This window comes from Bacillota bacterium, assembly GCA_012839765.1.
Classification (GTDB): domain Bacteria; phylum Bacillota; class Limnochordia; order DUMW01; family DUMW01; genus DUMW01.
In genome coordinates this window covers 1-12,589 of sequence record DUMW01000062.1, presented here as the reverse complement: position 1 = coordinate 12,589, position 12,589 = coordinate 1, and the positions used below count along the sequence as shown (strand labels likewise).

Genomic DNA, 12,589 nt, shown 5'->3' with positions numbered 1-12,589 from the left:
CGGGCGGGGGGTGAAGGACGGTGACCGTCAAGGACCAAGGACCCGTCAACGATGCGGAACAGACTGTGACTACGGAAAAAGTAGAGATTTGTGGTGATACCTACACTATCAAGGGTGCGGTCCCCGCAGGGTGCATCCGGGACCTGGCCGCGGATGTGGATCGGCGGATGAGGGGGCTTCAGGAGAAATACCAGGGACTGCCTATCCATAGGGTGGCAGTCCTGGTGGCTTTGAATTTGGCCGGCGAATTGTATCAGGCCCGGAAGGACAACGAGGAGCTGTTGAGGCTGCTGGAGGAAGCTCGATGAGCTGGCTAGATCTACTGATCATTGGCTTTTTTTTGGCCCTGGGGTATCGGGGCTTTTCTGAGGGTTTTGTCCTACAGTTCGGTAAGATCGGTGGTCCGATCTTGGGCCTGCTTTTGGCCTTTATGACCTACGAACGGTGGGGTGCGACCCTCTCCCTGTACCTAAATGTTCCCCAGGCCCTAACGGGAGCCGGTGCCTTCTTGTTGGTCAGTGTGGGTGTTACCGTCGGTGTGGGCCTTTTGGCCCGGTGGATGCAAAGCTCGGTGCAACAGGCCCGTTTCGGGCTCTGTGATCGGCTCTTTGGTGCGTTGTTCGGGCTTCTTTGTGCCTTCATCCTCGCCGGCAGTTTCATGGCCGTTATCTTTGGTTCAAATCTGCATACCTTGGCGAAACTAGGAGAGGTAGTGGAGACATCGGGGGTAGCGTACCAGATCTTTACCCTGTTGCCCCGCATGTTTGGGGTGGTGAACAGGTTACTGGGTTGAGGGTGGCGAGTTGAAGGGGAGTACCTTTGTGGAGAATATTCAGTTAGCTTTGTTGTTGGAAGAGCTAGCGTTGCTGTTGGAACTGACCGGTGTAGAGGCGTTCAAAACCAGGGCCTATCGCCGGGCGGCAAAAAGCATTCAGAATTTACCAGAAGATGTTCGGCTCTTGCACGCCAATAACGCCCTCCGTCAGATTCCTGGCGTGGGTGCCGGTATTGCAGCTAAGATCGATGAATGGTTGCGCACAGGAAGCATCCGGGAACAGGAAGAGTTGAAATCCCAGTTTCCTCCTGTTCTCCTGGAACTGGCCCGAATTCCAGGGATCGGGGTGAAGACCGCCCGGCAATTGCATGAGACCTTGGGGGTCACCTCCCTCGACGATCTAGCCCGACACCTGCGGGAGGGTACGATCAGGCAGGTTCCCAAGCTCGGTCCCCAGGCAGTGGCTCGGATCCAAAGGGGGGTGGAGTACCATCTGCAACACCGGGGGCGGGTGTTGCTGGCGGTCGCGGTGCTCTTAGAACGACATCTGGGGGACTTTTGCCGCCGGATTCCCGGTGTATCCCGGGTTGAGCCCACGGGGGCCCTGCGACGGCGACGGCCTTTGCTTACCCGGGTGGAGTTGTTGGTGGCCGCCGAGGACCCTTCGGGCTTTTGGGAGGAAATTGAGGACTACCCTTCTTTGGACGGTGCCCCCCAACGGGATGGCGGTACAATCCACCTACAGGCCCAAGGCTTGGTCGCTCAAATCCAGGTTGTCCCACCGGAGCAGTTTCCCTTCCGTTGGTATGAGACTTCTGGAAGCCCCGGTCATCTGGCCCAGGTGGCCCAAGTGGCGGCGCAACGGGGAATCTCCTTTCCCGATGGCAAGAGCATTGCCTTTGCCGCGGGCGAAACGCGGCCAATTACTGTGGAGGCGGACATTTACCACAGTCTTGGCCTACCGTGGATTCCCCCGGAACTGCGCGAAGGGCGGGAAGAAGTGGCCCAAGCTTTGGCGGGAGAATTGCCGCATCTTGTCGAACGTGGCGATCTCCAAGGAGATTTGCACCTTCATTCCCACTACAGTGATGGTACCGTCAGTATCAAGGAGATGGCTTTGGCTGCTAAAGCGGCGGGGCTTTCCTATCTGGCGGTGTGTGATCATTCCCAGTCTCTGAAGATTGCCCGTGGCCTTACACCCCAGCAGCTTCGGCAGCAACGGCAGGAGATCGCTCAAGTCAACGGGGAGCTAGATGGTTTCACCGTGCTGGCCGGTATCGAGGTGGATATCCTACCCGACGGTACCCTGGATTTGCCCGATGAAGTCCTTGGCGAGCTAGATCTGGTGGTGGCTAGTGTCCACCAGCACTTCAACCTCAATCGGAAAGAGATGACCCGAAGGATCCTTCGCGCCATGGAAAACCCCCATGTGGATATTATCGGTCATGTAACCGGACGTTTGTTGGGGCGTAGGTCCGGCTATGAGGTGGACGTAGAGGAAGTGCTGCAGGCTGCAGCTCGCACCGGTACGGTACTAGAGATCAACAGCCATCCCGAACGGCTTGACTTGGATGAAACCCATGTCCGAGAGGGGCTTAGGCTGGGGGTGAAGTTCGCCATCAATAGCGATGCCCACGCCCCGGTACAATTGGGGTATTTGACCTATGGGTTGTGGGTGGCTCGCCGCGCGGGCCTTTCCTGTGTCGATGTGGTGAATTGCTGGCCCTTGGAGCAACTCCGGGCCTTTTTGCGCAAGGAATAAACAGTTCTATTTAAGGAGGGTCTCCACATGAAACTTGGTGAAATGTATCGTTTTGCCGTGGAAGAAGGAATCAAGATGGATCCCCGGGGTCGCCAGACCGTAGAGGCGGAGTTGCGACGCATCCGGGAAGACTTTGAAAAGATGTCGGAGGAAGAGAAGAAGTACTTCGACCAGGAGCGGTTGACCAACCCCTATGCCGATACCCGGATCCTCAACGGCGATGAGGAGCGGGAGATCCGCACGGTGCTGGTGGGGATCGATATGGAGGTGGGCGAGGTCCTTTTGGCGGATCGGCTCAGGGAAAAGGGCCGTCCCGTTGATCTTGTGTTGGCCCATCATCCGGAGGGCACGGCTTTAGCCCGTCTTTACCAGGTAATGCATATGCACGAGGAGTTGGCCGCCATGCTAGGGGTGCCCATCAATGTGGCGGAGGGGCTCCTTAAGGAACGGATCGACCAGGTGGAACGTTCGGTATTACCCACCAACCACCAGCGGGCCCGGGACGTGGCTCGGCTTTTAGATCTGGCTATGATGTGTATCCACACCCCCGCGGATAACCACGTTACCACCTATCTGCAGCAGAAGTTCGATCAAGCTCAGCCCTACCGCGTGGAAGATGTTCTGGAGGTTTTGCTTGAGGAGCCGGAGTATCAGCAGGCTAAGCGGGATGAGGCCGGTTTGAAAGTAGTGGCCGGAGACAAGAAGCGCCGGGCGGGCAAGGTTTTTGTGGATATGACTGGCGGCACTGGCGGTTCCAAAGACATGTTTGCTAAATACGCCGATGCCGGAGTAGGGACTATGGTTTGTATGCACATTTCGGAAGCTAATCTGGAAGAGGCTAAGAAGGCCCAGATCAATGTGGTGATCGCCGGGCATATCGCCAGCGACTCCCTGGGGATGAATCTGTTGTTGGACAAGATGCCGGATTTGGAGATTATCCCCTGCTCAGGTTTTCTACGGTATTCCCGAAAGAAGTGAGGAACGAGGAGGTAAGGTTTGATGGTGGAGTTGCTGGCCCCCGCGGGAAGTATGGAGGCCTTGAAGGCCGCGGTGGAAAACGGTGCCGATAGTGTCTACCTCGGGGGCAAAGCCTTCAGTGCCCGGGCCAATGCGGTGAATTTCGACCGAGCCCAGTTGATAGAGGCCGTAGATTATTGCCATATCCGGGGGGTCAAGCTGTACGTGACGGTGAACACCTTGATCCGGGAAGAGGAGCTGGAGGAGTTGGCCCAGTACCTCCAGTTCCTCCATAGGATCGGCGTGGATGCCTTGATTATCCAGGATCTGGCTGTGGTACGACTGGCCCGGGAACTGACCACCATCCCCCTCCATGGCAGTACCCAGATGACGATTCATAATCGTCACGATCTCCAAGTCCTGGAGGAATTAGGCCTAAGCCGGGTGGTCCTGGCCCGGGAGTTGTCCCTGGAAGAAGTGCGCACATTGGGCTCCGTCAGTTCTCTGGAACTGGAGATCTTTTTACATGGTGCCCTTTGTGTGGCCTACTCCGGACAATGCTTGTTTAGTTCCCTGTTGGGTGGACGCAGCGGTAACCGTGGCGAGTGCGCCCAACCTTGCCGATTGCGCTATCGGCTGGTGGCGCCGGGCCAAAACCTGTCTGGTTATCTCCTTAGCATGCGGGATCTGTGTCTTTTGGACCTGTTGGGGGACATCGTGACCAGTAAGGTGGCCGCTTTGAAGATCGAAGGGAGGATGAAAGCTCCCGAATATGTGGCCACCGTGACCCGGGTCTACCGGGCGGCGTTAGATCGGGCCTTGACGGATCCGGTAGGTTTCAAAGCACTGCAACAGGAGCGGGATTGGCTGGAGGCCGCCTTCACCCGAGGTTTCACCTCGGGATACCTGGGGGGACGACGGGGTAAGGAAGTGGTGAATCCCTTGTATCCGGGAAACCGGGGGGTTTACCAGGGTGAGGTGGTGCAAGTGGCCCCGAACCGGGTCTGGGTGCGTCTGGCCCGGGAGCTAGAAGAGGGGGAACAGGTCCAATTCTGGTCCAAACATCGTTTCCAGCAGAGTATAGTGCGGGATCTGAAAGAGGGGAAAAGGTCCCTTCCGAAGGCGGCAGCGGGACAGGTGGTCCATTGGCGGCATTCGGGCCGGGTTAAGGTGGGGGACGAGGTTTATAAGTTAGTTACGGATCCAGCGGCAGTACAAAGCTATACATCGCCCCGATGTTTGCGGCGGGTACCAGTGAAGATGCACGCGACGGTGGCGGTGGGACAGCCTTTGACCTTGGTGTTGGAAGATGGGGAAGGTAACCGGGTCCAGGAAAGGACTTCTCTGGTGGCGGAAGCGGCCAAGAACCACCCTTTGACGGAAGAGGTCCTGTTGGAAAAGCTACTGCAATTGGGGGATGTTCCTTTCCAAGTTGTGGAGAGTTCTGTCAAGATTGACGGGGAGCCCATCTTGCCCTTCGGGGAACTGAAACAGGTGCGGCGGGCAGCCTTTGAGCGGCTGATGGCCTTACGGGCGGAACAGTTCAGGCGGCCCCCCCTAAGGGGAACTACAGACTTAGCCTTTTCACTGCCACCACAAAAGAATCCCCCTGCTCCTTTGCGGCTGGGGGTCTTGGTGAACAAACTGGAGTTCATCGAACCTTTGATTGCCGCGGGTGCCGACCGGATCTATTTTGGCGGTGAAGCCTTCACCAAGGGGCGGGGAGGCAGTGCTGTTCTGCCGGGGGAGATTTATTGGCAGGCGTTGGAACGGGTCGAAGGGTCCTCTTGTGAATTGTTTTGGGCCTTTCCGCGAATTACAAAGGATCGGGAGCTTGGGGATATTGCCGCCATCGTGGGGGACGCTCCCCATTTGCCGTCGGGACTCTTAGTGGCAAATCTCGGTACTTTCCAGCTTTTGCGGGGTAGGGCGCCCCTTTGGGCTGACTTCTCTTTTAATATCTATAACCCCTTGGCTTTGGTTCAGCTGTACGAATTGGGCTTTTCCGGTGTCTGCCTTTCCTGTGAGCTTAGTTTGAATCAGCTTCCTTCCCTGGGACAGGGGCCTGTGCCCACGGAAGTGATCGTCCAGGGACGGTTGCCGGTGATGGTCTCCGAGTATTGTCCGGGGCGGCTGATGGATTGTCAGCCCTGTCTTGCCAGTGGGACCGGGAGTCTGGTGGATCGGTTGAATCTTTCATTTCCCATCCGCACTGACGGTGCTTGTCGCATGCATCTTTTCAACTCCAGGGAATTGGCCGCTTTGCGTACCATCCCCCGCCTGCGGGAAGCGGGGGTGGAGCTTGTCCGCTTAGATTTGCGACTTCATTCTTTGCCGTTGGCCAAGCGCATTGTAGAGCTTTACAGACAGGCTTTGGCCGCAGATACCCGTGGGCTGAAAGAGATCGAAGGGGAGCTTTTAGGGCTTTTCCAGGGTGAATATACCCTGGGACACTTCTACCAAAAAGGGAAGCATAATGCGTGATTTCACCCAAGGCTTCTGTGGCCGTTGGTCCGGAAGACACTTTTAAGACTGGCAAACGGGGAAAAGTGGTGTATGATAGAGGGGTCTGCAAGAGTGTGGACTGGACGTAAGAAACACTGGCTATTTTCATCAGCAACGGGAAGGGAACTCAGGTGTTCGAACATTCATTGAAGGTATTGGAATTTGCCAAGATCCGTGAGGCCCTGGCGGGATATTGCGTTTCTACCCTGGGTCAGGAGCTTTGTCACGGGTTAAGACCCATCAAAGACAAAAATGAGATTCTGCGACTGCTTGCGGAAACCCATGGGGCCATGCAGTTGCTTAGGGAATATGGGGGCACTGTTCCTTTGCGCGGCCTAAAGGACATTCGCAGTGCCCTCCGGCGGGCTAATCTGGGGGGGATGCTGTCCCCAGAGGAACTGTTGGATGTGCGTGCTGTCTTGCAAGTGATGCGCATGATGCGGCGTTTTCTCATTCAGGCCCAAGGAAACTCCCAGCTTGAGTGTCTGGTGCAGTGGGGAGAGATGATTACTCCCAACACCCGCTTAGAAGAACGTATCGGGGAATGTGTTGACGAGGACTCCACCATCAAAGACAGTGCCAGTCCTGCCCTACGCACCATCCGCCGCCAAATGGCCACCGTCCAGAATCAGATTAGGTCTCGGCTGCATGAGATCGTCCATGGCGGACGCTTCCAGAAGGTGCTCCAGGATTTCATCGTGACCATGCGGGCGGGACGCTATGTGGTGCCGGTAAAGCAGGAGCACAAAGACGCGCTGCCGGGGATCATCCATGATATATCTAGCAGTGGTGCCACGGTCTTCGTCGAGCCCGAGGCGGTGGTTCGGTTAAACAATGAGTTACGCCGCTTGACCGGCGAGGAAGAACGGGAGATCCAGCGGATCCTGCGGGAACTGAGCCAGCAAGTGGGGGACTTTGCGGATCTAGCCATGGCTTCCCTAGAGGTTTTGGCCCATCTGGACTTCACCTTTGCCAAAGCCCGGTACAGCATGGAACTGGATGCGGCCTGTCCTCAAATCACCGATGACTGCAAGGTGACTTTGCTTAGGGCGCGCCACCCACTTTTAGGGAAAGATGTGGTTCCCAATGATATCTATCTCGGGGAGGGTTACCGGGCCTTGGTAATTACGGGCCCCAACACCGGAGGAAAGACGGTGGTTTTGAAGACCCTAGGACTCTTGTGTCTGATGGCCCAGTCGGGTTTGCCCATTCCGGCAGAACCCCAAAGTGTGGTGCCCGTCTTCGATTATGTCTTTGCCGATATCGGTGACGAGCAGAGTATTGAGCAGAGCCTTTCGACGTTCTCGGGGCACATGCGAAACATTGTGCAGATTTTAGAGCAGGTTACCCCCAATTCCCTGGTTCTGTTGGATGAATTGGGGGCCGGCACAGACCCCGACGAAGGGGCGGCACTGGCTATGGCCCTTTTGGAGCATCTGGTGGAAGAGTGCCTAGTGGTGGCCACCACCCACTACAGTCAGTTGAAGGGCTTTGCCTTTCATCATCCGGCGATGGAAAACGCCTCCATGGAGTTTAACACCGAGACGTTAAAGCCGACCTATCGGCTGCTGATCGGCTTGCCAGGCAAGAGTAATGCTTTTCAGATCGCATTGAATCTGGGGTTAAGTAGGGAGATCTACCAGAGCGCTCTACGGTTCCGGTCCCAAGAGGACTTTGCCCTGGATAAACTGATCGAGAGCATCCAGACCCAAGAACGGCAGGCCCGGGTGAGGGCCCGACAGGCAGAATTAGAGGAACAATCCTATCTGAGGCTTCGTCAGGACTATGAAGAACGTCTGGCTAAACTAAAGCAAGATGAGCAAGCGATCATCCGGGAGGCCAGACGGGAAGCTAAGCACATGCTGAAGGAGATCCGTCAAGAATTCGAGGATCTCTTGGGTGCAATGCGCAAGGTCAAAGATAAAGAAGAATTGGAGGACATGGCGCGCCAAGTCCGGCACAGGCTCCAAGAACGCCAAAAACAGCTTGACCAGGTGGAGCAGAAGACCCCACCCCCGGAAGAAGCGGACCAGAAGTGGCTGGAGCGGTTACGGGCTGGTGATCCCGTTCTAGTTAGAAGCCTTGACAAGGAGGGGATCCTTCTGGACGATCCGAAGCAAGATCAGGTCCAGGTGCAGGTAGGTCTCATGAAGGTTGTGGTGGATTTGGCTGACTTAGCACCGGCCAAGGGCCAAAGGGAGACTCCACCGAAGCAGCAAGGACCTTCCCGGGCGGGGACGCTGGCCCGGAGTAAAAGCAGCACCATCTCCCCAGAACTGCATCTGCGGGGGATGACCGTGGATGAGGCCCTCTACGCCCTGGACAAGTATCTTGATGATGCGGTTTTAGTGGGATTGTCCCCGGTGCGGATCGTGCACGGGAAGGGCACCGGTACCTTGCGAAAAGAGGTTGCCGCCTATTTGAAGAACCATCGCAATGTGAAGGAGTATTACATTGCCCCGCCTACCGAAGGTGGACTGGGGGTCACCATCGTCCATTTGCACTAATGCTTTTTGATGTCTGCTAAATGGCAGGAGAACAGAAGAGAAACTAGCAGGTCCGCCATTAACCTGGAGTTGGGCGGACCTGTTTGTGTTTCGGTTAGTTCCCGAAACGGAACAATTCGTTAAAGAATTCCTCCCAAACCGAGCGCCGCCGAGTGGGCTCTTCCACGGGAGTCTCCTCTTCTTCCTTCTCCGGTTCCGCGGGCTTTTCCGGTTGCACTGGCAGAGTGTACCGGGGGGAGTATTCCGTTGGTTCCGTTCCGGCGATGAACTTCTCCACGCTGGTCTCAGTGCTGGGGATTCCCGGATGGGCCAACAATCCCGTCTTGATATCAATTGTGCGCTCCACAATGCCCGGGGGCCGGCGAAAGTCAGTGACGGGTGTATTGGCGGTGACTTTGCTCATGAACTCACCCCAGATCTCCGTGGTTTTCCAACTGCCATAGTTGACTCCCTGGTAACTCATTGGTTTCGGGATGTCTTCACCCATCCAGACAGCCACTGACAGTTCCGGGGTATAGCCAATGAACCAGCCGTCGCGGTTACTGACGGTGGTCCCCGTTTTACCTGCCGCGGGTCGGCCAATGTTACCCCGGCGGCCTGTTCCCCGGGAAATGACCCCCCGGAGCATGTCGGTCATGAGGTAAGCTACCTTCTCGTCCAGTACAGGAACGCGCTTCGGTTCGAATTCATCCACATGACCGTCGGGGTGAACCACTTTGATAATCCCGATGGGTTCCACCCACACACCTTGGTTGGCGAGGATTCCGTAGGCACTGGCCATCTCTAATGCGGTAGTCCCGTAGGTCAATCCTCCCAGGGCGAAGGCCAGGGTTTTGTCCGTAAGCTCTCCTTGCTTGTCCACCAGGGTGGTGATCCCCATGCGGGTGGCCACTTCAAAGGCGGCTTCGGGACCGATCTCATTTAACAGCTGAACGGCCACGGAGTTGAGGGAATCCTCAATGGCTTTCCGTAGGGTGACAGGGCCATAGTATTGATCGTTATAGTTCCTGGGCTCATAGACCTGGCCCGTGGGCAATTCGATTTTCACCGGATAATCGTCATAGACCGTTGCCGGTGTGTATCCCCTTTCCAACGCGGCAATAAAGACGAAGGGTTTCATGGCCGAACCCGGTTGCCGGGTGGATTGTACGGCCCGGTTCAGCTCATCGTTGCCTCGGCCGCCCACCATGGCTTTGATGTAGCCGGTGCGGGGATCGATGGCGATGATCGCGCCTTGGGGTTGGATGAGCCCCTTGTCGTCTTCATATCCCACCGGCAAGCTGTTAAGCAAGACTTCCTCCGCGGTCTTCTGCATGTCCAAATCCAAGGTGGTATAAACTTGCAGACCGCCGGTGTAGACCAACTCCACTCCATACATGTCGATCAATTGATCCCGCACGTAGTTCAGGAAATACCTGGTCTCCAGGGGGGTGCTACTTGGCCTTTCGGCGAGGATTAGGGGTTCCTTCATGGCTTCCTCCGCCTGCTGGGCAGTGATATAGCCATAGCGGTGCATCTGGGACAGTACCAGATTGCGCCGATTGATTGCCCCCTCGGGGTTAATCCGGGGATTGAGGGCGTTGGGTAGGTTTACGATGGCGGCCAATAGGGCTCCCTCTGCCAGACTGAGTTCCTGTACACTCTTGCCGAAGTAGCTTTGGGAGGCCGCTTCAATGCCCCAGGCTTCTCCGAAGAGGATGATGTTTAAGTAGGCTTCCAGGATCTCCGGTTTACTATACTTTCGTTCGATCTGGATGGCCCAGAGAACCTCCTGTAGTTTCCGGGAGATCTGTTTGCGATTATGTAGGAAGGCATTCCGGGCCAGCTGTTGTGTGATACTGCTGAAACCTTGGGCGAAGCGTCTTTCGCGGATGTTCACAAGGATAGAGCGGGCCACTGCCACAAAGTCTATACCGTGGTGTTTGTAAAAGTTGTGGTCTTCGATCGCGATAAAGGCGTTTTGTACGTGGATGGGGATTTGCTCGATGGGCACATAGACGCGGTTCTGCCTGTATAGGCGTCCGATCACTTTGCCGTTGATGTCATAGATGTAAGTAGTCAGTTGTGGGTTGAAATTTACCTCGTCCAAAGAAGGTGCGTTTTCGAGAAGGCCGACGAACAACCCTAACCCGGTGCCGAAAACCATGCACGTCACGATCACGAAAAGTAGCAATAAAAAGCGACGCAGTCGGGATCTGCGTGCCATAGATGCATCCCCCTCACAAGCCGTGGGTCACGTACTATATCACAAAGGTAATTATAGCACAGTCCATTGCAACGTGCACTTATTGCATTGGCGAAAAGGGCCTTGTTGTGCTGCAAATAGGCTTATGCTATAATGTTACAAACCGATAGGTCAAAGGCGATGATAAGGAGGAGAAGCAGCGACTCAGAGGGACAGAGAGTTGGTGGCAGGTGCAAACCAACCTGAGGCTGCGGACGTACACCTTGGAGCCGACTGGGCGAAAGGCAAGAAGGCAGAGTAGTCCAGTCCGCGTCTTCGGCGTTATGAAGCAATGAGCGGATCCTTAGCTGCGATCAAGTAGGGTGGTACCGCGGGAGCCTTCCCGTCCCTTGGGGATGAGAGTGGCTCTTTTTTTGTATCAATAGATACCTGAGGTGATGGAGATGGAAGATGTACTGACACAGGTTTTAAGAGGTGTTGTCGACACCTTTCCCGAAGGGGAATTGGAACAGAAACTTGAAAAGGCAAAACAGGAAGGACGGCCCCTGAGGGTCAAGCTTGGTGTGGATCCCACGGGGACGGACCTGCACCTGGGACACATTGTACCTTTGCTAAAACTGAAGCAGTTTCAGGACCTAGGCCATCAGGCGGTGTTGATTGTTGGTGATTATACCGCCACGGTGGGAGACCCTTCGGGACGTAACAAGGCTAGACCACAGCTGAGTCACGAGCAAGTGCTAGCCAATGCCGTAACCTACAAGGAACAGGTATTTAAGATCCTGGATCCGGAACGTACCGAGGTGGTGTACAACGGTGCGTGGTTCGGACAGATGGATTTTTCCGATGTGATCAGGCTCCTTTCCAAGATGACTTTGGCCAGGATGCTGGAGCGGGAGGATTTCGCCCAACGGTTTGCCAACCAGTTGCCCATCAGCCTCCATGAGTTGGTCTATCCGTTGATGCAAGGCTATGATTCGGTGATGGTCCGGGCAGACATTGAATTGGGAGGCACCGATCAGAAATTTAATATATTAGTTGGTAGGGAGCTACAAAAGGATCTCGGTCAGGATCCCCAGGTGGGCTTGTGTGTGCCCATCCTGTTAGGGACCGACGGCAAAGAAAAGATGAGCAAATCCCTCGGAAACTACATCGCCCTGGATGATCCGCCTGAAGAGAAGTTCGGTAAGATCATGTCCATCCCCGATGAGCTAATGCCCATGTATTTTGAACTGCTGACGGAATTGCCGATGCAGCAGGTCAAGGAGCTTCAGCAGCAAGTGGCGGAGGGCACACTGCATCCGGCCAAACTGAAGCGGCGTTTGGCCAAGGAGATAGTTGGGCGCTTCGATGGACAGGATGCGGCGGTCCGGGCCGAGGAGCACTTCGATGTGGTCTTTGTGGAGAAGGAAGTGCCCGAGGATGTACAGGAGCTTCGCTTATCCCGGGCGACCTTGGACAACAACCGGATTTGGATCGTAAAGCTGGTCACCGCGGCTGGGTTTGCTGGGACCAATAGTGAAGCCAGACGGTTGGTGTCTCAAGGTGCGGTGCGGATTGACGATGAACCGGTGAGCGATCCCAATCTGGATTGGGAAGTGCGGGATGGGGCATTGCTTAAGGTAGGTAAACGGCACTTTGCCCGCATTTGCCTGGGAGATTGAGGGCCTATTCGGGGGTAAATGAACTTTTTCTGAAAAAGAACCCTTGACACTCCTAAAAGGATGTGTTACTATACGAAACGTCGGCGGCGGACACCAGTCACCGCCAAGCACTTTGACAACTAAACAGTATACGAAAAGCGAGAAGCCTTGAGATTCAAGTTTGCAGGATTTACTCGAAGTTGGAGCTAAAGTGCTAAGGCACTTTAGGATAGATTTTAACGGAGAGTTTGATCCTGG

General features: G+C 55.5%; 8 protein-coding genes and 1 other annotated feature. Of the genes, 7 read left to right on the top strand and 1 reads right to left on the bottom strand.

The window, feature by feature from the left end:
* Positions 1-20 precede the first annotated feature (20 nt).
* From GXX57_05870 to GXX57_05845, 6 genes are all read left to right on the top strand, one after another.
* Positions 21-308, top strand: coding sequence for a cell division protein ZapA (locus GXX57_05870; GenBank protein ID HHV44179.1), 288 nt, complete (start codon positions 21-23; stop codon positions 306-308).
* Positions 305-793 (top strand): CvpA family protein, encoded by a 489-nt coding sequence (locus GXX57_05865; GenBank protein HHV44178.1) that lies wholly within the window; start codon positions 305-307, stop codon positions 791-793. Before GXX57_05870 ends, GXX57_05865 begins: the two co-directional genes overlap by 4 nt.
* A 10-nt stretch (positions 794-803) precedes the next feature.
* A complete protein-coding gene (gene polX / locus GXX57_05860) occupies positions 804-2,537 on the top strand; it encodes a DNA polymerase/3'-5' exonuclease PolX (protein ID HHV44177.1) in 1,734 nt (577 codons plus the stop codon).
* Positions 2,538-2,564: 27 nt separating this feature from the next.
* On the top strand, positions 2,565-3,515 hold the full coding sequence (locus GXX57_05855) for an NGG1p interacting factor NIF3 (protein ID HHV44176.1): 951 nt from the start codon (positions 2,565-2,567) through the stop codon (positions 3,513-3,515).
* Between the two features lie 21 nt (positions 3,516-3,536).
* Positions 3,537-5,978, top strand: a complete 2,442-nt coding sequence (locus GXX57_05850; protein ID HHV44175.1) for a U32 family peptidase — start codon at positions 3,537-3,539, stop codon at positions 5,976-5,978.
* A 167-nt stretch (positions 5,979-6,145) separates the two neighbouring features.
* On the top strand, positions 6,146-8,506 hold the full coding sequence (locus GXX57_05845) for an endonuclease MutS2 (GenBank protein ID HHV44174.1): 2,361 nt from the start codon (positions 6,146-6,148) through the stop codon (positions 8,504-8,506).
* Between the two features lie 94 nt (positions 8,507-8,600).
* On the opposite strand, the gene GXX57_05840 is transcribed toward GXX57_05845, so the two are convergent.
* A complete protein-coding gene (locus GXX57_05840; protein ID HHV44173.1) occupies positions 8,601-10,712 on the bottom strand; it encodes a PBP1A family penicillin-binding protein in 2,112 nt (703 codons plus the stop codon).
* 150 nt (positions 10,713-10,862) lie between these two features.
* Positions 10,863-11,084: a binding site (T-box leader), on the top strand.
* 41 nt (positions 11,085-11,125) lie between these two features.
* Between GXX57_05840 and GXX57_05835 the strand changes: the two genes are divergently transcribed.
* Complete coding sequence (locus GXX57_05835) at positions 11,126-12,352, top strand: tyrosine--tRNA ligase (GenBank protein ID HHV44172.1); 1,227 nt, start codon at positions 11,126-11,128, stop codon at positions 12,350-12,352.
* Positions 12,353-12,589 lie beyond the last annotated feature (237 nt).

Bases quoted from the DNA above. Each gene is read 5' to 3' on its own strand.
- GXX57_05850 (HHV44175.1), top strand. From the start codon at position 3,537: ATGGTGGAGTTGCTGGCCCCCGCGGGAAGTATGGAGGCCTTGAAGGCC.
- GXX57_05855 (HHV44176.1), top strand. From the start codon at position 2,565: ATGAAACTTGGTGAAATGTATCGTTTTGCCGTGGAAGAAGGAATCAAG.
- GXX57_05840 (HHV44173.1), bottom strand. From the start codon at position 10,712: ATGGCACGCAGATCCCGACTGCGTCGCTTTTTATTGCTACTTTTCGTG.
- GXX57_05865 (HHV44178.1), top strand. From the start codon at position 305: ATGAGCTGGCTAGATCTACTGATCATTGGCTTTTTTTTGGCCCTGGGG.